The sequence below is a fragment of the Heyndrickxia acidiproducens DSM 23148 genome (assembly GCF_000374345.1).
Taxonomy (GTDB): Bacteria; Bacillota; Bacilli; order Bacillales; family Bacillaceae_C; genus Weizmannia; species Weizmannia acidiproducens.
This window is the reverse complement of the sequence record NZ_KB893979.1, coordinates 85,330-110,012: the sequence shown is the minus strand read 5'-3', so window position 1 is coordinate 110,012 and position 24,683 is coordinate 85,330. Positions and strand designations below refer to the sequence as shown.

Here is a 24,683-nt window from a genome sequence, read left to right as displayed (position 1 = left end):
CGTGAGACCTCCCGTGGTAAGGCGATTCACTTTCATTCCATGCACCCGCACCATTTACGCTTTCACATCCGGATAGCTTTTGGGCTTTGACTTGTCTTGCAGTCTCACCCTGTGAAAGAACGCCTGATGATGTTCGTGTTCCTCGGGTCAGAATTTTGCCTCCGGCTTCCTTCAGATTCCACCTCACGATGGACACCTTTGCTTTTGGCTAATGGTTGGTTGCTATCTACCCCCATAGCGGACTTTCACCGCCAAGCGAATCGCCATGCACGGCGCACAAGCAAAAAAGATCCGGCAGTGTCTGTGCCGGATCTTTTTTCATTATTCAGCCTCTTTTTCATCGAGGAAAGTGTTAAGCATTTCTTCGATCATATCCCATTCTTCATCGGTTTCAATCGGCTGGAGGTCGCCTTCTGTCCCGTCTCCGTTTTCCAAATAAGAAGAAGCATGGATTTCGATGCTTTCATCCCCATCTTCTTCAGCGCCAATCGGATAGTAGAGAACATACGATTTTCCAAATTCCTCGGATTCAAACGTAAACAGGACTTCGTATAATTGTTCGTTGCCTTCTTCATCAACAACGGTAATATGCTGATGATTTTCATGATCATGATTGTGGTTATCTGCCATTAAAGTCACCTCGTTAGTTTTGGCTGTCAAGAAATCCTTGCAAAATTACACTTGCAGCCATTTTGTCAATTACTTTTTTCCTTTTTTTCCTGCTGACATCGGCCTGCAGTAATATTCTTTCCGCAGCCATTGTGCTTAAACGCTCGTCCCATAAAATAACAGGGAGGTTTAAACGTTTCTTCAGTTCTTCAGCATACGCTTTGCTTGCCTCGGCTCTTGGCCCGATGGTGTTATTCATGTTTTTCGGAAAACCGACGATAATTTTTTCAACGTTGTAGGTTTTGGCCAGCTCAGCCACCCTGTCGAAGCCGAATTTTCTTTTCTCTTCATCAATGGCAATTGTCTCGATGCCCTGAGCAGTCCACCCCAGCTCATCGCTGACAGCCACGCCAACGGTTTTTGAGCCAACGTCAAGACCCATGATTTTCAATTATGATCCCTCGCGATGCTGTTTCAAATAGGATTTCACCAATTCCTCGATAATTTCATCCCGTTCAAGCTTGCGGATCATATTGCGGGCGTCCTGATGGCGCGGAATATAAGCCGGATCGCCTGACAATAAATAACCTACAATTTGATTGATCGGGTTGTAGCCTTTTTCCTGGAGCGCGCTGTACACATGCAGCAGCACTTCTTTCACTTCATGCTCCATTGGTTCTTCTGAAAAATTAAACCTCATTGTTTTATCAAATGAGCTCATTAAAGTAGCACCTCTCTTTAGAGATTGGCTTTTTTGTCAGTGAAAAATACGTTACACGATCATGGATTTATATCTAAGGTGCTGGAACATTCTATGAAAAATCTTCATCCATGCAAACCACTGTCTTTTTTCCATTGTACACTACTTTAATCCCGATTCAAACGGATTTTACCCATTCTTCTACAAATTGTAAGGCGGATTCGATTTTTTCCGGTTGTTTTCCGCCGGCCTGCGCCATATCCGGACGGCCGCCGCCGCCCCCGCCGCAGCGTGTTGCCACTTCTTTGACAAGTTTTCCGGCATGGTAACCTTTTTCGACCAAATCTTTTGTTACGCCGGCAATGATGTTCACTTTGCCTTCCTGGGCCGCGGCTAATACAATAACACCGCTTGACAATTTTTGTTTCAAATCATCAGCCATATTCCGCAGCTGGTTCATATCGCCTGCTTCTACCTTTGCAGCCAGCACCTGAATCCCGTCAACATCTTTGGCACGGTCGACGAGCGAACCCGCTTCAATATTGGCCAGTTTTGTTGCCAGCGATTCATTTTCCCGCTGCAGTTCTTTTACTTCATGCAATACAGCCTCAATTCGGCTGCCAAGTTCTGTTGGTTTGACTTTTAATTGATCACTTGCTTCTTTCAGCAAGTGAATCTGATCCTGCATGAACTGGTACGCAGCCTGGTCGGTGACAGCTTCGATCCGTCTCGTGCCGGCGCCGATTCCGGTTTCAGAGACAATTTTAAACAAACCGATTTGCGCCGTATTGGAAACATGGCAGCCGCCGCAAAGTTCGAGGCTGAAATCGCCCATGGAGACGACCCGTACGATATCGCCGTATTTTTCACCGAACAATGCCATAGCGCCCATTGCTTTCGCTTCGTCCAGTTTTTTCAATTCCGTTTTGACCGGCAGGCTGGCCCAGATTTGCTCGTTCACAATGGTTTCGATTCTTTCCAATTCTTCCTCTGTGACCTGGCCGAAATGGGAGAAGTCAAAACGCAGCCGGCCTGGTTCTACCAATGATCCGGCCTGGTTGACATGCGCACCGAGCACGTCTTTCAATGCCTGGTGAAGCAGATGGGTTGCAGAATGGTTTTTCGTCGTGTGATTACGTTCTGTTTCATTGACCTGTGCAAAAACTTCCTGGCCGGCCGTAATCTTCCCGGATCCTACAACAGCCTGATGAAGATTTTGCCCATTTGGCGCTTTTTGTACGTTTTTCACCTGTACTTCAAGGCCATCAGCGGTTAAGATGCCTTCATCCGCCACCTGGCCGCCGCTTTCAGCATAAAACGGCGTCTGGTCCAAAATAAACTGGATCTCATCCCCGGCCCGGGCAGATTCAACCACTTCATCATCTTTGATCAGTACGAGGACACGGGCTGTTGCCTGCAGCCGGCTGTAGCCGATAAATTGACTTTCAACTGTGATATCACGCAGCACCCCGCCCTGCACGGACATCGATTCCGCTTCCTGGCGTGCGTTGCGGGCGCGTTCACGCTGCCGTTCCATTTCTTTCTCAAAGCCTTCATGATCGACTTCAAGGCCCTGATCCTGCGCATATTCTTCTGTCAGTTCAACCGGGAAGCCATATGTGTCGTACAAGCGGAAAATATCTGCTCCCGGCAGTTTCTTCAGGTTATTCGCTTTTGCAGAAGCAATCCGTTCCTCTAAAATCGACAAACCTTCGTTCAATGTTTCCTGGAAGCGTTCTTCTTCAGAGCGTACCACTTTCTGGACGAATGCCGCTTTTTGCTCGACCTCGGGATAGTACGAATTCATAATGCGCCCGACCGTCGGCACAAGCTTGTACATAAATGCCTCGTTAATATTTAACTGGATTGCATAGCGGACAGCGCGGCGCAGCAAACGGCGGAGCACATAACCGCGGCCTTCATTCGACGGGAGGGCGCCGTCCGCAATGGCAAACGCAACCGTGCGGATATGATCGGCAATGACTTTAAACGCCATTGTCTCTGTCTTATCGCCACTGCGGTATTTTTTGCCGGAAATTTTCTCTACTTGTTCAATAATCGGCATAAACAAATCGCTGTCATAGTTCGTGTCCACGCCCTGGAGCACGCACGCCATCCGTTCAAGGCCCATTCCGGTATCAATGTTTTTCTTCGGCAATTCAGGGTACTCGCTGCGCGGGAGGCCCGGCGTTGCGTTGAACTGCGACAATACGATATTCCAGATTTCAATATAGCGGTCGTTTTCGATATCCTCTTCCAGCAGCTTGATGCCCAGATGTTCAGGGTCATATGTTTCGCCGCGGTCAAAGAAGATTTCGGTGTCCGGTCCGGATGGGCCTTCGCCGATTTCCCAGAAATTGTCCTCCAGAAGGATGATATGGTCAGGTGAAACCCCGAGTTTAATCCAGCAGTTGTAGGAATCCTTATCATCCGGGTAAACTGTTACATACAGTTTTTCTTTCGGCATGCCGAACCATTTATCGGATGTGAGCAGTTCCCACGCCCAGGAAATTGCTTCTTCGCGGAAATAGTCGCCGATCGAAAAATTCCCGAGCATTTCAAAAAATGTATGGTGGCGTGCGGTTTTTCCTACGTTTTCAATATCATTGGTCCGGATCGCTTTCTGGGCATTCACGATCCGCGGATTTTGCGGCACCACCGTCCCGTCAAAATATTTCTTCAGCGTTGCGACTCCGCTGTTGATCCATAATAAAGTCGGATCATTTACAGGAACCAGCGATGCACTCGGCTCAATTTTATGCCCTTTTTCTTTAAAAAACTCCAAAAACATGCTGCGGATTTCAGCACTTGTTCTTTTTTTCATATAAAAACCTCCTATGCAATTTAAAAATCGATGGTCATGAACGCTTACCATTTCGTCCGCCTGTTATTTTTGAACGCAAAAAAGCCCCCATCCTAAGGACAGGGACGAGGGGCTTGCTCGCGGTACCACCCTGATTAAAGGCAAAAAAACGCCTTTCTCTCCAGTGCCGGTAACGGGGCAAAACGGCAGGGTTTTCCTGCTCTCCAGATTAGCCTTCTGTTATCCTTCATTTGGAATTTCTTTCAGCCGCGGAAATTCCTCTCTGCACCGCGCTAATGCGGGGTAAATGGCCTATAACATACTCGATCTTTCTTCGATTTTCGCTATTTGACTATATCCGCATTATAAAAAAGTTTATTCCACTTTGTCAACCTGGTTTGCCCGGTACAGATGGAGCAAATGCTGTTTTGCATGGATGGCGGCTACTTTCAGGATCGCGAGTGCAGGAACGGCAAGGATCAGCCCCGCAACACCGGCAACCTCTTCACCGGCGATTAACGCCATAATAATAAACAGCGGATGGAGATGGAGCGACTTTCCGACAATCAAGGGGGATAAAATATAACTCTCGATAAATTGTAAAACAAAGACAATCCCAATGACATATGCCACATACTTTAATGAAATCGTGGCGGCAATAACAGAAACCGGGATCGCGCCTAAAATCGGGCCGAAATACGGAATGACGTTCGTCACACCAATGATGATACCGAGCAAAATCGGATATTTAATTCCAAGGACGGCAAATGCGATAAACGAGAGAAATCCGATAATCAGGCAGTCGAGCAGCTGCCCGCGGATATAACCGCCAATCGAATAGTCAACATCGCGAATAAACCGCAGAACGGATCTGCGCCATTTTTTCGGGACGCCAGCCCATGCCGCTTTTTTCACCACTTCAATGTCTTTCAGCAGGTAAAATGAAATAAATGGGATGACTGCAAGCGCCAAAGCATAATTGACCAGCTTCATCAGCACATTAATGGAATTGGAGACGTTTTTAGACAGCCACCATTCAAAGCGCTCGATACGTTCATCAATTTGATCCTGCAGCCCGTCCGGCCAATGCTTCATCGACGCTTGCAAATAGGTGACGCCATCCCGGTATTGGTCGGCAAACTGCGGGATATGTTCGGATAAATCTGTCATTTGCGCAATAACAAGCGGCAGCCCGCGGTATATCCCGTATCCGATGCCGCCGAAAAACAGAAAATAAATGATGCAGATGGCGATACCGCGATGCAGCCCTTTTTCATGCAGAAATTCAACAAGGGGATGGAGGATATAGGCGATAAAACCGCCGATCAGCAAAGGGACCAGAATCGTCATGGCTACGTGCAAAATTGGTGCCCAAAACGGTTTCAGCAGCAGCAAGACATATAAAATGATCAAAATAAACAAAAACCACGCCATTTTATAAAGCCAATCCCTTTTTGTCCGGTGCATAAAAAAACCTCCTTCTTTCAAGTTTCTGCGAAAGAAGAAAGTTTATGAAAAGTTTTTTTACAATAAGTTCAGCCCTGCCCCGCTATTATGGTTCAGCTTAATTTGCGTGAATTTTCGTCAAATAAATCATCCAATGAACTTAAAGTGCCATCTTCTTCAACTTGATGGGTATGAATTGTGTCATTTGCGATTGATAACTCAATAAAGCAGTTCCAGCAATAGTATTGGTTGATGCCGATTTTTCCGATGTCTTTGCTTTGGCAGTTCGGGCATTTCATCATGTTAAGCCACCTCGCTACAGATTACCGACGATGGCTCACGAAGAAACCCATTCAGGTTTGCTTTTTGAAAACAAATAAAAGAAAGCCATCCTCATATTTCCTTACCAATATGCCCATTTTTTCCAATCGCTATACATTGTATCTGTAAAATCCATCCCGGCCGGTCCGGTTTGGATGGCCCGTCCTTGTTCGTATGGCCGGTTTTCTCCGGGACAACGATTTTAGGCGGAAGTCTGCGCATATCTGACGTTCTACAATGCAAAATAATGAGGAGGTGGAGATAAGAAAATGAAAAACAGCAGCAGACACAAGCCGTCTCCGGTTTGTCAAAAAGCACGTGAAGCGTCCATTGCCTTTCGACTGGATGAAAAGCGGTCCCCCAAAAAGAAAATTTAATGGCAGCTGCCATTTGCAGGGAGTGAAATGATGAATCATCTTAAACCTTTGGCCATCAAATTGTTTGGCTATTTTATCCTTTTATATTTGGCGCTCGGCCTTATTTTTGGCATGTCCACGGCGGGCATTCTGATTACGGCCGTCACCCTCGGGCTGCTCTCCTATTTCCTTTTGGATGTAGGAATGCTGCCGCGCTCCAACGAGTGGTTTGCTTTAGCATGCGACCTCGGCCTTTCTTTTTCGATCATCTGGGGGCTGAGCCGTTTCTTTATCCATAACCAGCTCCCGGCTGTGTATGTATCGCTCGGGGCTGCCGTTGTCATCACTGTTTTTGAACATTTTTACCACCAATATCTGTCCGATTATGTGCTCAGGCAGGATGTACCGCGGCGAAGCGCCCGCCCGGGTATGAACTACCAGACGGAAAGCAGTGAAGAAATCAGGCCGGATATCGGCGCAGATAAATCTAACGGCAATAAACAGTAATGAAAAAAACTACCAATTCATCAAGCATTGGTAGTTTCTTTTTCATTTTTTGCCATGAAACAATAGGGAGTAATCTCTTCCATCCCGATCATCGGGTCCACCTGGTTCCAATTTTCCTCTGTTAAAAACAGCCTATCCCCGTTGGTGCTGCCGGGGATTTTTTCGGCAGGTTTTAATGCCTGGAGTTTTTCACACAGCGTCGTCTTCCGTTTTTGATCGTCTTCCCGTTCAATTCCCATCCGGAAAGCTGATTCTTCACCAAGCAGAATCAAGATCTTTTTGCTTCTCGTAACCGCAGTGTACAGCAGGTTCCTGCGCAGCATCCGGTAATAGCTTCTAACCACCGGTAAAATTACGACCGGGAACTCACTGCCCTGCGATTTATGGATAGAACAGCAATAGGCAAGCGTAATCTGGTTAAAATCCGGGCGTGTATAGGTGACTTCAATCCCTTCAAAAGAAACGATCATCATATCCTGCTTCTCCGTGTTCTCTTTTGCCGTAAAAATTGAAATAATTTCACCAATGTCACCGTTATACACCTGATGTTCCGGCTGGTTCACCAGCTGCAGCACCTTGTCGCCGATCCGGTATACAACATCGCCGTGTTTCATTTCTTTGCGGGTACCTGTCTCATTTGGATTAAACAGATCCTGCAACAGCCTGTTCAGCCGGTCAATACCCGCCGGCCCCCTGTACATCGGCGCCAAAACCTGGACGTCTTTTGCCGAGTAGCCCTTCCGCTTCGCACTCTCGACAACTTTTTCAACCGCCTCCGGAATCTGGCCTGCCGAACAGCGGATAAAGGAACGGTCCGCCTGCTGCTGCATGACGTTTTCGGGTATGATGCCTTCTTTTACACAATGGGCCAGTTCAATGATTGAGGAGCCATCTTTCTGCCTGTAAATATCAGTGAGCCGGACAGTCGGGATTACACCTGATTTGAGCAAATCCTTCAGCACCTGGCCGGGTCCGACAGAAGGCAGCTGATCTTCATCGCCAACCATAATCACCTGGATGTCATCAGGCAGTGCTTTTAACAGCTGGTTGGCAAGCCATGTATCGACCATTGACATTTCGTCAACAATTAAAAGTTTCCCCTCGACCTCGCGTTTTTCATCATTGTCCAATGTTTCCTGTCCGTTCATGCCAAGCAGGCGGTGAATTGTCATTGCCGGCAGTTCCGTCGATTCCGCCATCCGTTTGGCAGCCCGTCCTGTTGGCGCAGCCAGCACAATTGGAAATGTCTCATCTTTCTTATAAGTATCCGGATCAAGCGAACAGCCGTGCAGTTCCCCGTATAGTTCAACAATTCCTTTAATGACGGTTGTTTTTCCGGTGCCGGGTCCTCCCGTTAAGATCATCATCGGGCTCATCAGCGCTTTTTGGATCGCTTCCCGCTGCGACGGCGCGTATTCGACGCCAATTCTTTCTTCCAGTTCACCAAGTGCAAGCAGAAATTTGGATTCGGGAAACTGTTCTTCGTATTCGGTTTGCGACATCAAGCGCTCAATATTTGAGACAATGCCTTTTTCAGAAAAATAAAGCGACGGAAGGTATACTTTGCCGTTTTCCATGACCACTTTACTTTCTTCCTGTAATTTGAGGAGTTCGGTGTTTACCATGTCAATCGGGATTTCAATATTTTGGTACTCTTCCAACAGTGTTTTTACGTCACGGGCCAGTTCATCGGCCTCTAAATAAACATGGCCGTTTTGCATGCTTTCCGTTTCGAGCGTGTACTGGCAACCGGCCTGGATGCGGTGCGGGTGGTTACCGCTGATGCCAAGCTTGCGGCCGAGTTCATCAGCGCGCCCAAAGCCGATCCCCTCGATATCTTCCACGAGCTGGTATGGGTTTTTCTTGATCGTCTCCAGCGCTTCATCCTTATATACCTGATAAATGCGCATCGCGATCTGCGCGCCGAAACCGAACTGGTTCAAGCCAATCATGACTCGCTCCAGGCCCTGATGCTCCATCAGTGTTTCATGGAGCAGCTGTGCTTTGTCCGCGGCAAGCTTCGGCACCTTTTCCAGGACGGAAGGATTCTCCAATATTTTACTGATCGCATTTTCCCCGAGCGCCTCCACAATTCTCTCCGCGGTTTTTTTGCCGATTCCATTAAACAGGTTACTTGATAAATAATCGACAACCCCCTGTTTTGTATTCGGAATTTCTTTTTGGAAGCGGCTGGCTTGAAATTGCGGGCCAAATTTTGGATGCTCCTGCATTTTTCCAAAAAAGGTATACGTTTCCTGCTCATGGATGCGCGGAAAGTAGCCGGTTATCACTGCTTCTTTTTCATGCAGTTCTTCATTTGTTTCCTCAATCCGTACACGTATCACGGAATATAGGTTTTGTTCATTGTGGAAGATGGTGACCAGATGCTTCCCCTTAATATACTTTTCCTGATCCTGGAACAAATCCATCGCATGCTGTTTTTCCATTCCAACCACCTCTTACAACACGGGAGGCTACTGCACGCCATTTTCCCTTAATTTTTCAACCACTTTAATCCCGTACCCGGCCAACAGGTGGTCAGGCTGGATTTTCACGGCTTGTTCAAAATATTGCAGCGCTTCGTCCGGCTGCCTGTAAAATTGCAGATAAATCGCGCCCGTATTATACAAGGCATCGGCATGTTCCGGATTGGCTGCAAGTACTTGCCGGAATTGTTTCAGCGCCTCTTCTGCAATGTTCGATTTGACAAGTGCAAGCGCATATTGGAAACGCGCTTCTGCATCCGTTTCATCGAGTTCAGTGCTCCTTTGCAAATACGGAATCGCAAACCGCGGATGATTCAGCATCACAAAGCACATGCCAAGCATAAAATGCGTATCCTTATCCGCAAGCCCGAGCCGGAGCGCTTTTTCAAAACAGCCTGCCGCCTCTTCATAGCGGCCCTGCTGATAATGTATAGTCCCCAAGCTGTAATACGGCGCCGGCAGTTCTTTTAATTCCAGTGCTTTCTTATAGAAATTCAGGGCTTTTTCCGCTTCGCCCGCCGCTAAAAGCACATCGCCGAAATGGATGTAACCAAGCGGATCGTCCGGGTTCTCTTCAATTGCTTCATTAAACCACTTCAACGCCTCGTCATATTTTTTCTGCCGGAATGCTTCCAGCCCTTGTTGTTTGTTGTCCATGTTCTTGCTACACTCCTGTTTGATGATACTAGCATTATAGCATAAAACGCCAAAACCTGTGGCACGCGCCGATCCAGACAGCTCACCCGTGCCTTTTTCCACAAAAAAAAGACATGCCCACCCTGTTAAAGTGAGCATGCCGGCATGTAAGCTTATCCTACATACATCAGCTGTTCTTCATTTTTATAAATCTTATCGATTGTAGCACCGCCAAGGCATTCTTCGCCATTGTAAAAAACGACGGCCTGCCCCGGAGTGACGGCACGCACCGGTTCGTCGTAAATGACTTTGACTTCATCATCCCCAATACATTGAACCGTTACTTTCTGATCCGGCTGGCGGTAGCGGAACTTCGCCGTGCATGTAAATTCAGCATCAGGCTTGTGATCCGATACCCAGTTTACATTGACCCCTGTCATGTAATCAGAGTAAAGGGAAGGGTGATTGAAACCTTGTTCCACATACAGGATATTGTCCTTGAGGTTTTTGCCGACCGCAAACCACGGTTCACCGCTGCCGCCGATGCCAAGGCCATGGCGCTGGCCGATTGTGTAGTACATCAGGCCTTCGTGCTCGCCCATCACCTTGCCGTCCAATGTCATCATTACGCCTTTTTGTGCCGGCAAATAATTGCTGAGGAACTCTTTAAAATTCCGTTCGCCGATAAAACAGATGCCGGTGCTGTCTTTTTTCGCAGCGGTTGCAAGCCCGGCTTCTTTCGCGATTTCGCGCACGCGCGGCTTCTCCAGGTCACCGATCGGGAACATTACACGTGAAAGCTGATCCTGGTTGAGCTGATTCAGGAAATAAGTTTGATCTTTATTTCCATCCAATCCGCGCAGCATTTTATACTCACCGCCGCGATCAGCCACCCGTGCATAATGGCCCGTTGCCAAATAGTCCGCGCCAAGATTCAGGGCATGGTCAAGAAAGGCTTTAAACTTGATTTCTTTATTGCACATCACATCCGGGTTCGGTGTGCGCCCGGCTCTGTATTCATCAAGGAAATAAGTAAAAACTTTATCCCAGTATTGTTTTTCAAAATTGACTGCGTAATAAGGAATGCCGATTTGGTTGCAGACGCGGATCACGTCATTATAGTCTTCCGTCGCCGTGCAGACACCGTTTTCATCTGTATCATCCCAGTTTTTCATAAAAATGCCGATTACATCGTATCCCTGCTGCTTTAACAGGTAGGCGGCAACGGATGAATCCACGCCGCCCGACATGCCGACGACGACTCTGGTATCTTTTGGTGCTTTTTTCATAATGCCTCCCTGCTTTCTATTTTTCCTGGAAACGCCGTACAATTTCCGCAGTTTTGCGGGCGGCCGTTTCCACTTGTTCCATCGAATTGGCAATGCCGAAGCTGAATCGGATCGAATTGCGCAGCCTTTCCGATTTTTTGCCGAACATCGCGACAAGCACATGCGACGGTTCAATTGACCCGGCTGTACATGCTGAACCGCTCGAGGCCGCAATCCCTGCCAGGTCCAGATTGACAAGCATGGATTCCACATCTGTTCCCGGGAAACTTAGATTAAGGACATGCGGCAGGGATGCCGTTGCACTGCCATTCAGAATAACATTGACTTTTTCCTGCTGTAAAATTTCTATAAACCGTTTTTTATACGCCTGATATTGTTTTTGCTTGTCAGGCAGTGTCTGCTGCACAATCCGGACCGCTTCCGCAAATCCCGCAATGGAGGCGATATTTTCCGTACCCGGGCGCCGCTTTCGTTCCTGTTCCCCGCCAAAGTTGCGATTTTTCAGCACTGTCCCTGTCCGCGCATATAAAAAGCCGATTCCTTTTGGCCCGCCGATTTTATGGGCAGATACCGAAAGCATGTCCACGTTTAAGGCGTCAACATCCAGTTTTACCAATCCGTAAGCCTGGACAGCATCGGTATGGAAATAGGCCTGGTGTTGTTTGATGAGTGCGCCGATTTCCGCGATCGGCTGTACCGTCCCCACTTCATTATTGCCATACATGACACTGACCAAAATGGTGTCATCCCGGAGCGCTTTTTTGACATCCTCCACATCAATACGCCCGGTTTCATCCGGCTGCAAATAGGTCACTTCATAGCCTTTTGTTTCGAGGTATTGCAGCGTATGCAAAACAGCATGGTGCTCGATGGCCGTCGAAATAATATGTTTGCCTTTTCCGCCTGCTGCTTCCGCCGTGCCGAGAATCGCATAATTATCGGCTTCCGTTCCGCCGCTTGTAAAAATAATCTCGTTAAAGCGCGCATGGATGCTATCGGCAATCGTTTGCCGGCTCTCATCCAAAATACGGCGTGCTTCCCTTCCGAAAGAATGAATGCTTGATGCATTCCCAAAGGAGTCTGTCAGCACCTGAATCATTTTTTCCGCTACATGCGGATGGACCGGAGATGTTGCCGCATGGTCTAAATAAATTCTATCCAATTTTCACACCTCGAATGTTAGATATAAAACATATACGCATCTGTTTCACCGTCTTCACGGTATTTCGCCAGATCTTCAATCGTTGTGCTGTCCAGTACATCTTTGACCGCATCCCTGATTCGGATCCATAATTGGCGTTTGACCGGTTCCTCATCTTCAATGCCTTCCACCGGAGTGATCGGCCCCTCCAGCACGCGGATGACGTCGCCGGCTGTGATTTGGGAAGGTTTCCTTGTCAAACAGTAGCCGCCGTAAGCGCCGCGGATGCTTTTGACAAAACCGGCATTCCGGAGCGGAGAAATCAGCTGCTCCAGATAATGCTCGGATAGGTTCTGGCTCTGGGCGATGGATTTCAGCGAAGTCGGACCCTCGCCATATCGCTTCGCCAGTTCAATCATAATCGTTAATCCGTAACGTCCTTTCGTTGAAATTTTCAAAACGTCGCACCTCTTTTCACATCTTTTCCCCCTTGTTTTTTTATACCGGCTTTTTTCAGCCATTTATCTGTCAGCCACTGGCACTCCGGAAGGGCAAAGCCGACGATCGTACCGATGACAAGCGAGTACAAAATGGTTCCAATGTAAACAGGGCCGCCAAGTAAATACCCTGCGAGTAAGACGAGCACTTCCATGCCGCGCCGCACATTTGATACCTTCCATCCTGTTTTTTCATTGACCGCAAGCATAAAACTGTCGCGCGGTCCCGCTCCAAGCCGGGCTGAAATATAAATGCCCATTCCATAGCCGTTAATGACCAAACCGCCGGCAAACATGATCATTTTTCCCATCAGCGTATCTGGCGTAACCATAAACGGCAATTTTAAAAACAGGTCAATAAATAACCCGCATAATATCATGTTTAAGTAGGCCCCGAATTGCGGCCATTCTTTCATGAAAAGTGCAGAACACCCCAAAACAAAAAAGCCGACAATGATCGACCATGAACCAATTGACAAGCCAAGATGCTCATATAGCCCTACATGCAGTGTATCCCAAGGTGTTGCGCCGAGGCCTGAAACAATAAATAAATCAATGCCAAAAGACATCACCAAAAGCCCGGCCGTAAATACCGCCAACCGCTTATAAATATCCCCTTTGTATTCCACTTATTCGATCCCCTATTCGAATAGCATACTGGATTGAGCTTAAGATATTATAGCATATATATAAGGATGATGTGAAATGGAAGCGGCCGGCTGCTGAACTGAAGACAAAGTCCATCGCACTAAGCCGTGCAGAAAAAAGGCGCTTATGAAATCTGTGAAAGTACGGTTAGCGCCATACCTTATTTTTAAACACATGCATAGTTCGCTTATTTTTATCTCAAAAAAGCAGAGTTTTTTTGTGATGCGGGACTCCACAGTTTCTTTAAAACGCTCCCTTCTTCAAAAAGAATAGATTGGCATGCAAATTTTGTTGAATTCATCCGTTGAATTTGCACGATCTTTATCGCAGAAGTTCTAGTTTTGTCATTCAGAAAGGATTTCAATATCCCATGTTGAATTCATAGAATAACCATTACAATGAAAAAGGAGGAATCTCTTTTGAATACATCCCATGTGGCAAAAGAACTGGGTGTGTCGCAAAGCACAATCAAGCGCTGGATTAAACAACTTGGCCTTGAAATTCAGCTGAACGAATTGGGCCACTTCCATTTTTGTGAAGAAGATATTGCGGTGCTCAAACAAATACAGAAGAAAATCCAAAACGGGGTGCTGCTTTCCGACATAAGGATAAAGCAAAAAGACGGCAGGAGAGGAAAAATTGTACTGGTGAAAAAGGAAACGGCACAAGATGAGTTATTGGATAAAATGAAAATGTTAGAAAGAAAGATAGAGAAGAAAGCGGATGATGTTGTTTCCTATCAATTAATGACACATCGAAAAGAATTGGATGATCTGGAAACAGAGATCAACCGGCTTAATCAAAAAATCGCTTTTTTGGAAAAGCAGATTCAGATAATGAACAACCAATTTGAAACGGCATACGCTGTAAAAATGAGACAAGAAAGCAGGACAAAAAAGAAAGGCATATTTACTATGCTGTTTGGTATTTAGCGGCTAAAACAATTCTTACGACAGAGGTTTTTCCCAATCCAAAAACACCATCCGTCAAAAAACAGATGGTGTCAGGGCTAAAAAGCTTTATTGTGCCGTGTAGCCGCCGTCAACGTGCAGATCGGTGCCGGTAATATAGGAGGCCTGGTCGCTGACAAGGAACAAAACGGCATTGGCAATTTCCTCCGGTTTTCCGAGCCGGCCCATTGGATTTTTCTCGATGGCTTCACGGATTTGATCATCAGTGAAATAGGCCAAAGCCGGTGTATCTGCACTGCCTGGCGAGACGCTGTTAACGCGGATGCCCTGCTTTGCATAAGTCACTGCCTCTGCACGTGTCAAATTGACAACCGCGGCTTTTGCAGCGGAGTAGGCTGCACTGTTGGTCACACCGACATGGGCCATAAACGAGCCCATATTCACAATAGCGCCTGAGCCGTTTTTGAGCATATATTGAATTGCATATTTATTGGAAAGGACAACACCGGTTAAGTTAATATCCAATACTTTCTGCCAGTACGCGAGATCCAGTTCATGGACAGGCCCGTGCTTTTCCGGAATGCCGGCACAGGTAACCAGTATGTCAATTTTTCCGTAAGTATCCGTCGCCCTTTCCATCAGGTGGCGCACGCTGTATTTGTCCGCTACATCACAATGGACAAACAGCGCTTCCCCGCCTGCTTGATTAATTTTATCGGCAACCGTTATCTCGGATTTTGCGACATCGCCGATCACAACTTTCGCCCCTTCTTTTGAAAAAAGCCTGGCAGCTGCTTCGCCAATTCCTGAAGCAGCACCGGTAATCACAGCTACTTTATTTTCTAATAGCATCGTATTCCTCCTCCAATCCAAAATTCTCTCATTCTGTTATCATAATATAACCGCTTACTGCTGAAAAGAGAGATGCTTCACAGCCAGATCACGATGGCATGTCTTTTCAGGAAAGATCCGGACAGAATCCTGCCCGTACCCATTCAATATGTATCATCCGCGCATATTTGCGCCTTACCATCATTATAGCAAAAAACAACAAAGCAAATAATTTAATTCGAATAAAAATGCAATGTATACAGGGCCGTTCAAACCAGCGGCAGTGAAAAAAGAGACCTTGCTTTCCATGAAACTGGAAAATTGATAAGATAAAGGTACACAGATCTAAGTTTGGAGAGAATGCAATGAAAGATCAACCACTGGCTTTCCGTATGCGCCCGAGGACAATTGAAGAGGTCATCGGGCAGAAACATTTGGTCGGGGAAAATCGGATTATTTACCGGATGGTCAAAGCAAAGCAGCTGTCTTCAATGATCCTTTACGGCCCGCCCGGCATTGGGAAAACATCAATCGCAAGCGCAATTGCGGGCAGTACCCAGTACGCCTTCCGGACATTGAATGCTGTCACCAATAATAAAAAGGATATGGAAATTGTTGCGGCAGAGGCAAAAATGAGCGGCAAGGTGATCCTGCTTCTCGATGAAGTACACCGCCTGGATAAGGCCAAGCAGGATTTTCTGCTGCCGTATTTGGAGTCCGGCATGATCGTTTTGATCGGGGCGACGACCAGCAATCCGTATCTTGCCATCAATCCCGCGATCCGCAGCCGCTGCCAGATTTTCGAGCTGTTTCCGCTGACGCTGGATGAAATGAAGCTGGCCTTACAGCGCGCCCTTGATGATGCAGACCGCGGGTTGGGCAACTATCATGTAAAAATGGATGAAGAAGCGTTCGCACACTTTGCACAGGCGAGCAACGGAGATGTCCGCAGCGCCTTGAATGCACTTGAACTCGCCGTCATTTCGAGCCCGCCCGCTGATGACGGGGTAATCCATATTACCATGGAGGTTGCCGAAGAGTGCCTGCAGAAAAAAAGCCTCGCCCATGATAAAGACGGCGATGCCCATTACGATGTGTTGAGCGCCTTTCAAAAATCAATCCGCGGCAGTGATGCCAATGCCGCCCTCCATTATTTGGGCCGGCTGATCGAAGCCGGGGATCTGCCGAGCATTGCCAGAAGGCTGCTGGTGATCGCCTATGAAGATATCGGCCTGGCAAGCCCGCAGGCCGGTGCACGGACACTTGCCGCTGTGCAGACCGCAGAAAAAATCGGCTTTCCGGAAGCCCGCATTCCGCTCTCGGCAGCTGTGATTGAATTATGTCTGTCGCCGAAATCCAATTCGGCCATCATGGCGGTTGACGCGGCACTTGCCGATATCCGCGCCGGAAAAAGCGGTGAAATCCCCGCCCATTTAAAAGATGCCCACTATAAAGGCGCCAAACAATTAGGCAGAGGGATCGATTACAAGTACCCGCATCACTTTCAAAGCGGCTGGGTGAAACAGCAGTATTTGCCTGATGCATTAAAAGATGCCCATTATTACGAACCAAAACAGACGGGCAAGTTTGAACAGGCATTGGCCGCTGTCTATGAAAAAATTGAGAGAAACAAAGGGGTCTGACTTGTCATTTTGCAGCTTGATTGCAAAATGGCGGGCGGGCTCTTTTTTTTGCCCGAATGATCTTTCTGTGCGACTGAATAGGCGGAAGCGATTAATTCTGGTCATTTCTTCTCCGATGACAGCCGTGGATTTTCACAAAGCATAGTTGTTCGTGCAGTACAAGTTCCCGCCTGTAACGTATACATAATATATACCGGATATTGATAAGAGTGGTGCGGGTAATAGAGTTCACGAGAGAAACGGGGTGAAAGGATGGATCTTTTCACTACTCTTGCAACAGTATTCACTTTTATGGCCGCCATGATTTTTATCCTGTGGCGTCCGAATGGGTTAAACGAAGCGATTCCTGCTATGGCTGGCGGCATTCTCATGTTGATGATCGGAAGTGTGCAGTTGTCTGATCTTGCTTCCATTGCAGAAAATGTGTCGGGGGCGACGGTTACAATTATAGCCACGATGGTGATGGCAATTGCGCTCGAAAGTTTTGGCTTCTTTTATTGGATTGTCATGAAGCTGCAATCCTATACAAAAGGCTCCGGCATCAGGCTGTTCTGGTTGATAAACCTGCTCAGTTTCTGCATGACGCTGTTTTTTAACAACGATGGCAGCATCTTAATTACAACACCGATCTTTATTCTGCTTTTTAAACAAATCGGCTTAAAGAAACATGAACAAATTCCTTATTTGATCAGCGGCGCATTAATTGCAACCACTTCAAGCGCCCCGATCGGCGTCAGCAATGTCGTCAACCTGATTGCGTTAAACATGATCGGCCTTGGTTTATACACCCAGACCAGAATGATGCTCATTCCGTGTATGGCAGGCCTGCTTTTTCTGGCGCTTCTACTGTATATAGTTCTCTACAGGGCACTTCCCAAAACCCTGCCAACTCATGATGCAAAAAAGCCTCCCCGCCCGCATAAACGCGTCCACCCGCTCCACGATAAACCAGCGGAACCTCACCCGCCCGAAAAAAAGCAACAGCGTATCATGATTGGGGTACTGATATTTGTATTTATCCTCCGGCTCGGGCTTTTCGCGGCTTCTCTTGCCGGGATTCCAATTTGGACCATTGCAGCAACCGGATCTGCCGCCATTCTGGCCTTGCGATTTGCCGTTTTAAAAATCGGGCCGCTCGATGTATTAAAAAAAGCGCCCTGGCACATCTTTCTCTTTGCATTCAGTATGTACATGATGATTTACGGCCTGCATCATATCGGGCTGACCCGCCTGCTTGTCGCGGCGCTTGAACCGCTGCTGACCGGAAATGCAATGCACAGCACCATTACAATGGGGGCGCTTGTCACACTCCTTTCAAATTTATCCAATAACCACCCTGCTTTAATGATCAGCACCCTTACCATTACCCATATGGATTTACAGCCATTTCATCTTCAAACCGCTTATTTGTCCAGTATTATCGGCAGTGACATCGGCTCGCTGATCCTGCCGATCGGAACGCTTGCGACCATGATATGGATGCATATTCTCAAGCAGCACCATATTAAGTTCCACTGGCGCGAGTATATCCGCGTGACATTTGTGGTCATTCCGCCCGCCGTTTTGGCCACCCTGCTCTTTCTTTACGGCTGGCTCCACTTACTTTATTAAAAAAAATATCCCCGGCGATTCTGTTGAATGCACGGGGATATTTTCCGAATCATGGCTGATGGTTTGCGACATAGACGCATTTTATGTGGGACAGTTTTAAAAAAACCGTTTCGCCATATGCATCCGAAAGTTCAAGCATATTTTGATCCTTTTTCTGCAATACGCCGGTTTTTTCTGTGGAAGGATCAAGGTCAAACACAAGCAATGTGCCTTCATACTTTTTCAATTGTTCTTCAAAAGAGCGCGCAAACGGCTGATTGATGGGTTTAACAGGCAGATCTTCATCCGCAAGCCCATACGGAGTTTGTTTGGCAGGGTAAGGCGTCAGCCATTTTACATGCTGCATTGCAACAAGAATGGTTTTAAAGACCGGGGAATAAAAAACAAGATAATCGTTTAATACGCTCGCAATATAACCATATAAAATTTGTTTGTCAGACAATGTGAGCCGGACAAACCTGCCTTTTGCATTCGTCAGGATCTTCCGGTAGGAAACGGGATCGTTATTTCCCAGTTCTTGTTCCGATGCTGCTGACTCTTCCGATATTTCCTTATCCTGCTTTTCTTTTAAACTGTGGATATGAATAAAAGGAACATAATGATAGTTATTTCCGTCGTATAAGACCAACAGATCTGTCCCAACATCTATAAGCATGCCGGATATCATCAGACTGCCCGATAACTCAATGTCAACTTCCCGATCCAGCAGTTTTTCTATTCCCATACGCCACCTCCTTTTTTATGTGCAGCATGCAGCAATTTCCGGCTGCAACCGTTATTTTCTTTTCCACACATAATTTCTTGACTGGGTGACGGTTTCCCGAACCGGTGGCCGGTAAGAAGATCCGGATGTCCTTCTTTCATATGGCGTCATTCTGGAATCTCCGGTAGAGAAAGATTCACCTTCACCATAGTCGAAGGATTCCGTATCTTCATAATAGGATGAGGAGGAAGAACTGGACTCGTTTCCGGAATTGTCTCCGGATTTTCTGCCATCTTTTTCGTTTTTGCCGGATTGCTGTTTGCCGTCCTTATTTTTGTCTTGTTTGTCCGCGCCTTTTGCCCCAATGCTGATGCTCTTGACATGGAAAGGATGGATCCTGAATAATTCTTCATGATGGACAAGCGTGTACAAACCGCTTGAATTTTCCGTTAAAATGCCTTCCAGTGCTTCCGGGCCGCCCCTATTGATGGATACCCATTGGTGGTTAAAAATTTTAAATAAAGAATCGAAACGGGGTGCAAGAATAAAGTCAGGCTTTTGGTTTTCTAAATGCTTCGGAATTTTTCGTTCGACCACACTTTTAATGTGCTGCAAATTGTAATACACAGCGCCGTCTTCTTTTGTCCAAAGCACGAGATAGTCTTCACCGACTGCAAGCAGCAGGCCAAGCCTTGATTCCGGCCCGCCCTGGTTAATTTGGATGGCGTGATTGGCCATTGATTCCAAAAGCGCCAGGAAATCCTGTGCATGCCGGCAGTCCATTTCGCTTTCCAGCTTCGATTGCAGCCTTGCATTATGCTTTGAATTTTCACTAATGCTCTGGATGTGCCGGGATTGGTAATAAATGACATCCTTTTCCGACTGGAGCGCCACGTAATCGTCCTGAATATCAAGCAATATGCCATTTTTAGATTCCGGACCCCCACGGTAAATTGTGACATTCCGTCCTAACAACGATGATGGAATAAAATCTTTACCCATGATGTTCCCCCTTGATAGATAGTTTACCCGCCAGAATATTTATCTTTAGAAGGTAGATACATCATATACATACGTATCACGACATGTTTTGGCATTGGCGTTCTCCCTATTCTTTTTAAAATCAACGGATACCTATCAGCCTAAATATTCAACTTTTCGAGTTGGCTGCGGATATAGGCGCTTCTTGCCTCAATATATTGATAGATCAAGGCAGGCTCCCCAAGCCATTTCTCACGGTTTTTATACGGGTCAAGGCTGATGCAGTTTGAAAGCGTGCTGTACATCGTTTCTACTTTCGGCTTAATCATGTCAATGGAAAATTGGTTGGCAAGAATTTCCTTTAAAATAGCCTGGTACTGCCTTCGAAATGTACCAATGCCCAAAAGACGCGCTGTCAATGTATTGTAGCCGTACAAATCAACATAATCTTCACTCATCCGCTTGCCATTGACATCCCGTCCCCATGTTGCGTCGTAATCCCAGGGAATGATTTCAAAAAGGCCTGTATCATGATTTTCATAGAGTGCATAATTATGGACAAAACCGTCATAATTTTGTGTGAAGATGATGCCTGCAAGCCAGCGCAAGTAGCGGTCCACATTTAATAGGTGCCCGATTTCCTGTTCAAACTCTAATTCAAGCATCGTGTTGAGACGGTAGATAAATGTTTCCAATCTATGGCTGTCTTCTTCCGTTCCCGTTTTTCTTTCATAGCCTGACAGCAGGGAAGACTTCACATCATGATCAAGATCGCTCATGAATGAAAAATTAGCATCCCCGTTTACCGCATAGTAGATGGGGCCGTTTGGCAGTTCCCTTTTTTGCAGGAATTGTTCATCAACCGATTCAAGTTCCAAATAGATCCCTTCATTTTTGCCGTTTACTTTTAAGAAAACATGCCTGGACCTTGGTGACAGGACACCGATATCCGAAAAAAAGTCCAGTGACAGTTTGTTGCGGATCAGCGATGGATCTTTATATTCGCCGTTTAAATGGATGGCTTTTGCTCCCCGGAACATTTTCGGCGCATAAAAAGAAATAAAATAAGACTTCTTTGGAAACTTGCGAATATGGGAGCCGCGATAGGCGATGTCAATGTCATATCGTTTTTTTTGAATGATAAGCGAGGCCGGAAGCGGTTCATCATTCCAAATATCCTTTTTTAATTCCCGAAATTGCTGCGGGTGAATATAAAGCTGGTAAATAGGTATATTCATGGGTTTCATTTGTCTCCCCCCGTTTTTTACTTATTCGTATGTGGGGGATGCTTTGGATGACACGGTCCATTTGGTATAAACCTGCACGGCTGCCTTTCAATCCGCTATTTGCCCTTACCTATTTTTTGAAAATATACATGTTTGTCTTATGCGGCGAAATCGTAAATACATAAGATAGTAAAGTAAAAAGAGCCAGATTGTTCAATAGGTTTGGTTCTAAAAATGGATAAGGAGGAGAAATCTATGAGTCATTATTCACGAGAAGATATCCAAGCGGGGGTGGACCAGGCAAACATGAGCGGGCTCGATCAATATTTGTACCAGGATCCGGGCCATAAACGCAGACGTAAAGATTGCTGTAATTGTTGCTGCCAGTGCAATTGCTGCTGCCGCTTTTCTTCCGGTAACCGCAGCTCTTCACGCAAGCAGAACCGCTCTACTTCCAGAAATCGCAACACTTCACGCAAGCAGAACCGCTCTACTTCCAGAAATCGCAATACTTCGCGCAAGCAGAACCGCTTTACTTCAAGAAACCGCAATACTTCACGCAAGCAGAACCGCTCTACTTCCAGAAACCGCAATACTTCACGCAAACAGAACCGCTTTACTTCAAGAAACCGCAATACTTCACGCAAACAATGCCGCCGTACTTCAAGAAACCGTAATACTTCACGCAGGCGGAGCCGCTTTACTTCAAGAAACCGCAATACTTCACGCAAACAATGCCGCCGTACTTCAAGAAACCGTAACACTTCACGCAAGCGGAGCTGTTCCACTTCCAGAAATCGCAATACTTCACGCAAACAATGCCGCTTTACTTCAAGAAATCGCAGTATGGACCGTTTCTCTGATTTTGAAGAGCGGAACAATAGCCGCGGCGGTTACCAAGTTGTTGAAGAACAGTGGCGTGACGGAAGCTTGTGGTCTGTCCGTTACCATAATCGGGATTAATAGGGAAACGTGCGCGTTAAAAAAGGGAAGCCGCTGCTGCTTCCCTTTTCCATGTAAAAAAGCCGGAACTCTCACTTACCCAAACGAATCGCTGACAAATTTGAAAAAGCCTCCGGAACCGGAGACTTGATAAAGCGTTATTATTTTTCATCCTTCACCCGTTTGATCGGGATATCCTTTAATATATCGCGCACAACATAGCTCGCCATAAATAAGCCTGCGGTGGAAGGTACAAAAGCGTTCGATGACGGCGGCATCTGCGCTTTCCTGGTTTCAGCCTGGTCATTTCCGACGACTTTCCGGACTTCTTCGCGGATAATAATCGGGCTTTCATCGGAAAAGACAACCGGAATTCCTTTACGGATACCTTCTTTGCGCAATTTCAAACGAACGACACGGGCAATCGGGTCCGTATGCGTTTCGGATATGTCAGCAATCCTTAGCCGGGTCGGATCCATTTTATTCGCAGCGCCCATGCTTGAAATGATGTTAATCTTCCGTTTCAGGCATTCTTTCATTAAATGCACTTTATAAATAATCGTATCGGAAGCATCCACCACATAATCCGGATTGTATTGAAAAAATGCTTCATAGGTTTCTTCTGTATAGAACATTTTTAACGAAATGCATTCACATTCCGGATTAATATCCGCAATTCTTTTTTTCATCAGGTCTGCTTTTGACCGGCCGACAGTCGAGAGCAGTGCGGGAATCTGGCGGTTGACATTGGTAATATCGATGTCATCTTTATCGACAAGAATGAGTTTCCCAATGCCGGAGCGGGCAAGTGCTTCAACTGCAAAAGACCCTACTCCCCCAATTCCGAGAACTGCTACCGAACTGTTTTTCAGTTTTTGCAAGCCTTCCTGCCCAATTGCCAGTTCATTCCTGGAAAACTGGTGAAGCATATGTATCATCTCCAAACGATCTGACTTCTTCATTAGATTATACAAAATCGGACCGGAAAGCAATACTTAATGAAGAGGTTCGCGCCCCGTTTCTTTTCCTGCATGCCCCTGTTGTTTCGGCCTGCTGTAGAATTTCGCCAGCATTTGACCGTAGAAGGAAGCCAGCACTTGCTGAAACAGCATGCCGGCTACAACCGGCAGCACAACCTGGGCAGGAAAAAATGATACGGCGATCACTGAACCGGCGCTGATATTGCGCATCCCCCCGCTATACGTAAGGGTGATAACCATATCTTGTTTTAAATGGAAGAGCGCGCCGGAAAGCCAGCTTAATAAGTAGCCGGATGCAGAGATAAACAACACGGTTAAAAGAATAAACAGAATTTGAATATCCAGATGCTGAAGATAAGGCGTCACGACCCCGCCGTTGATCAAGACAACCACAAACATTCCGATTTTCGAAAACGGCGATAGGATGGTAGCCGCATTTTTCTGGGTTTTAACAGATGTCCGCTGGCTGAAAAGAATTCCGAGCAGTGAAGGGATCACGATCATCGTAAATAAATCAGACATCAAAGACCATACGTTTATATCAACACTTTTTCCGGCGAATATCATTAAGGTGAGCGGGACCACAACGGGCGAAAGCAGCGTGTCAATTAAAATCACCGTCAATACGAGCGGGATATTTCCTTTTTGCATCATGACCCAGACAAAGCTTGTCACCCCGGTCGGTATCGCGGCAGACAGCAAAAATCCGGTAACTGTTAAAGGGGCATTATGGTAAAACAGATGCCCGACACAAAATGCGTAAACCGGCATTAAAATATGCAGCACGATAAATGCCAGCAAAACGGGGAAAGGATGGCGGACAACCAGCCCCAGTTGCCGGAACGTTGACCCGATGCTGCCAGTAAAAGTCATAAAAGCAAACAACCATGGCACCAAAAACAAAAAAGGCGTGACATGGCGCCCTAAAAAAATTCCAATTATCAGACTTCCAGGGATAAAAACCGGCATCATTCTGCCCAAAAACTGGTTAGCACGTTCAAAAATCGAATGGTCCACGGTGATTCCTTCTTTTTAATCAATTTCAGGCTCACTTCAGGCATGAAAAAAATAATAATTCCTTTTCTTCTCTTTCTTGCAGCTGAAAACATCATCAACAGCAAATGCAAAAGCGAAAAAAACAAAACCCTCTTTTTTGAAAGAGGGAAATTTTTATGAAAGAAGAGTGGAATGAGTCCCGATCGTGCCGTTGTTGTTATCCTCTGTTTTGATCCCGCTTAAAGCAGGTGGGTGCCCTGCCCCGGGCTTTATACGTCCCTCCAATAAGGGCATGTACGCCGCCCCGGGAACTCCGGGCTCCCGGTAATGAAGTGTTCGGTCAAAACGATAAGGTACATGTACGAACACATCAGGACTCATTCAACTTGTATTTATCTTATCACTTTTTCATGTGATTTT

At 46.5% G+C, this 24,683-nt stretch carries 23 protein-coding genes, 1 other RNA gene and 1 pseudogene; 5 read left to right on the top strand and 20 right to left on the bottom strand.

Features of this window, described 5'->3' with window-relative positions:
- Positions 1-321: 321 nt before the first annotated feature.
- The 6 genes from C232_RS0102985 to C232_RS0102960 all read right to left on the bottom strand — a co-directional run bounded on the left by C232_RS0102985 (position 322) and on the right by C232_RS0102960 (position 5,860).
- The gene (locus C232_RS0102985) at positions 322-630 is read right to left on the bottom strand and encodes a DUF1292 domain-containing protein (RefSeq protein WP_018661121.1); all 309 of its coding nucleotides are present in this window, start codon (positions 628-630) and stop codon (positions 322-324) included.
- Positions 631-643: 13 nt separating this feature from the next.
- Complete coding sequence (gene ruvX / locus C232_RS0102980; protein WP_018661119.1) at positions 644-1,060, bottom strand: Holliday junction resolvase RuvX; 417 nt, start codon at positions 1,058-1,060, stop codon at positions 644-646.
- Positions 1,061-1,330 (bottom strand): IreB family regulatory phosphoprotein, encoded by a 270-nt coding sequence (locus C232_RS0102975; protein ID WP_018661117.1) that lies wholly within the window; start codon positions 1,328-1,330, stop codon positions 1,061-1,063.
- Between the two features lie 157 nt (positions 1,331-1,487).
- A complete protein-coding gene (alaS, locus tag C232_RS0102970; RefSeq protein WP_018661115.1) occupies positions 1,488-4,133 on the bottom strand; it encodes an alanine--tRNA ligase in 2,646 nt (881 codons plus the stop codon).
- A gap of 354 nt (positions 4,134-4,487) precedes the next feature.
- On the bottom strand, positions 4,488-5,579 hold the full coding sequence (locus C232_RS0102965; RefSeq protein ID WP_018661113.1) for an AI-2E family transporter: 1,092 nt from the start codon (positions 5,577-5,579) through the stop codon (positions 4,488-4,490).
- A 92-nt stretch (positions 5,580-5,671) separates the two neighbouring features.
- Positions 5,672-5,860: a hypothetical protein gene (locus C232_RS0102960; RefSeq protein ID WP_018661111.1), complete on the bottom strand. Its 189-nt coding sequence runs from the start codon at positions 5,858-5,860 to the stop codon at positions 5,672-5,674.
- A 426-nt stretch (positions 5,861-6,286) separates the two neighbouring features.
- On the opposite strand from C232_RS0102960, the gene C232_RS0102955 reads away from it, so the two are divergent.
- Positions 6,287-6,742, top strand: coding sequence for a YndM family protein (locus C232_RS0102955; protein ID WP_018661109.1), 456 nt, complete (start codon positions 6,287-6,289; stop codon positions 6,740-6,742).
- Positions 6,743-6,762: 20 nt separating this feature from the next.
- On the opposite strand, the gene recD2 is transcribed toward C232_RS0102955, so the two are convergent.
- The 6 genes from recD2 to C232_RS0102925 form a co-directional block, all read right to left on the bottom strand.
- Positions 6,763-9,189, bottom strand: a complete 2,427-nt coding sequence (recD2, locus tag C232_RS0102950) for an SF1B family DNA helicase RecD2 (RefSeq protein ID WP_018661108.1) — start codon at positions 9,187-9,189, stop codon at positions 6,763-6,765.
- Between the two features lie 27 nt (positions 9,190-9,216).
- Positions 9,217-9,885 (bottom strand): tetratricopeptide repeat protein, encoded by a 669-nt coding sequence (locus C232_RS0102945; RefSeq protein ID WP_018661106.1) that lies wholly within the window; start codon positions 9,883-9,885, stop codon positions 9,217-9,219.
- 152 nt (positions 9,886-10,037) lie between these two features.
- Positions 10,038-11,153 (bottom strand): tRNA 2-thiouridine(34) synthase MnmA, encoded by a 1,116-nt coding sequence (mnmA, locus tag C232_RS0102940; RefSeq protein WP_018661105.1) that lies wholly within the window; start codon positions 11,151-11,153, stop codon positions 10,038-10,040.
- A 16-nt stretch (positions 11,154-11,169) separates the two neighbouring features.
- Positions 11,170-12,315, bottom strand: coding sequence for a cysteine desulfurase family protein (locus C232_RS0102935; RefSeq protein ID WP_018661103.1), 1,146 nt, complete (start codon positions 12,313-12,315; stop codon positions 11,170-11,172).
- A gap of 17 nt (positions 12,316-12,332) precedes the next feature.
- The gene (gene cymR, locus C232_RS0102930; RefSeq protein ID WP_018661100.1) at positions 12,333-12,752 is read right to left on the bottom strand and encodes a cysteine metabolism transcriptional regulator CymR; all 420 of its coding nucleotides are present in this window, start codon (positions 12,750-12,752) and stop codon (positions 12,333-12,335) included.
- The gene (locus C232_RS0102925) at positions 12,749-13,420 is read right to left on the bottom strand and encodes a YczE/YyaS/YitT family protein (protein WP_018661098.1); all 672 of its coding nucleotides are present in this window, start codon (positions 13,418-13,420) and stop codon (positions 12,749-12,751) included. Before C232_RS0102925 ends, cymR begins: the two co-directional genes overlap by 4 nt.
- Before the next feature lie 438 nt (positions 13,421-13,858).
- Between C232_RS0102925 and C232_RS0102920 the strand changes: the two genes are divergently transcribed.
- On the top strand, positions 13,859-14,371 hold the full coding sequence (locus C232_RS0102920) for a MerR family transcriptional regulator (protein ID WP_018661096.1): 513 nt from the start codon (positions 13,859-13,861) through the stop codon (positions 14,369-14,371).
- Positions 14,372-14,458: 87 nt separating this feature from the next.
- On the opposite strand, the gene C232_RS0102915 is transcribed toward C232_RS0102920, so the two are convergent.
- On the bottom strand, positions 14,459-15,202 hold the full coding sequence (locus C232_RS0102915; protein WP_018661094.1) for an SDR family NAD(P)-dependent oxidoreductase: 744 nt from the start codon (positions 15,200-15,202) through the stop codon (positions 14,459-14,461).
- Positions 15,203-15,546: 344 nt separating this feature from the next.
- Between C232_RS0102915 and C232_RS0102910 the strand changes: the two genes are divergently transcribed.
- Both C232_RS0102910 and C232_RS0102905 read left to right on the top strand, forming a co-directional pair.
- Positions 15,547-16,824, top strand: a complete 1,278-nt coding sequence (locus C232_RS0102910; protein WP_018661092.1) for a replication-associated recombination protein A — start codon at positions 15,547-15,549, stop codon at positions 16,822-16,824.
- A 252-nt stretch (positions 16,825-17,076) separates the two neighbouring features.
- Positions 17,077-18,435, top strand: a complete 1,359-nt coding sequence (locus tag C232_RS0102905; protein WP_018661090.1) for an arsenic transporter — start codon at positions 17,077-17,079, stop codon at positions 18,433-18,435.
- A gap of 49 nt (positions 18,436-18,484) precedes the next feature.
- On the opposite strand, the gene C232_RS0102900 is transcribed toward C232_RS0102905, so the two are convergent.
- The 3 genes from C232_RS0102900 to C232_RS0102890 form a co-directional block, all read right to left on the bottom strand.
- Positions 18,485-19,159 carry a hypothetical protein gene (locus tag C232_RS0102900; RefSeq protein WP_018661086.1) on the bottom strand — a complete coding sequence of 225 codons (675 nt, stop codon included), beginning with the start codon at positions 19,157-19,159 and terminating at the stop codon, positions 18,485-18,487.
- A gap of 51 nt (positions 19,160-19,210) precedes the next feature.
- The gene (locus tag C232_RS18360) at positions 19,211-20,140 is read right to left on the bottom strand and encodes a hypothetical protein (RefSeq protein WP_018661085.1); all 930 of its coding nucleotides are present in this window, start codon (positions 20,138-20,140) and stop codon (positions 19,211-19,213) included.
- A 140-nt stretch (positions 20,141-20,280) separates the two neighbouring features.
- Positions 20,281-21,366 carry a CotH kinase family protein gene (locus tag C232_RS0102890; RefSeq protein ID WP_018661082.1) on the bottom strand — a complete coding sequence of 362 codons (1,086 nt, stop codon included), beginning with the start codon at positions 21,364-21,366 and terminating at the stop codon, positions 20,281-20,283.
- Between the two features lie 213 nt (positions 21,367-21,579).
- On the opposite strand from C232_RS0102890, the pseudogene C232_RS20510 reads away from it, so the two are divergent.
- Positions 21,580-21,651 (top strand): annotated as a pseudogene (locus C232_RS20510) (hypothetical protein); the annotation flags it as partial.
- A gap of 14 nt (positions 21,652-21,665) precedes the next feature.
- Here the strand turns inward: C232_RS20510 and C232_RS0102880 are convergent.
- The 4 genes from C232_RS0102880 to ssrS all read right to left on the bottom strand — a co-directional run bounded on the left by C232_RS0102880 (position 21,666) and on the right by ssrS (position 24,643).
- A complete protein-coding gene (locus tag C232_RS0102880; RefSeq protein WP_018661078.1) occupies positions 21,666-22,160 on the bottom strand; it encodes a hypothetical protein in 495 nt (164 codons plus the stop codon).
- Positions 22,161-22,448: 288 nt separating this feature from the next.
- Positions 22,449-23,216 (bottom strand): tRNA threonylcarbamoyladenosine dehydratase, encoded by a 768-nt coding sequence (locus tag C232_RS0102870; protein WP_018661075.1) that lies wholly within the window; start codon positions 23,214-23,216, stop codon positions 22,449-22,451.
- A gap of 66 nt (positions 23,217-23,282) precedes the next feature.
- Positions 23,283-24,284: a bile acid:sodium symporter family protein gene (locus C232_RS0102865; RefSeq protein ID WP_018661073.1), complete on the bottom strand. Its 1,002-nt coding sequence runs from the start codon at positions 24,282-24,284 to the stop codon at positions 23,283-23,285.
- A 171-nt stretch (positions 24,285-24,455) separates the two neighbouring features.
- A non-coding RNA gene (gene ssrS, locus C232_RS19195) (6S RNA) lies at positions 24,456-24,643 on the bottom strand.
- Between the last annotated feature and the right edge of the window lie 40 nt (positions 24,644-24,683).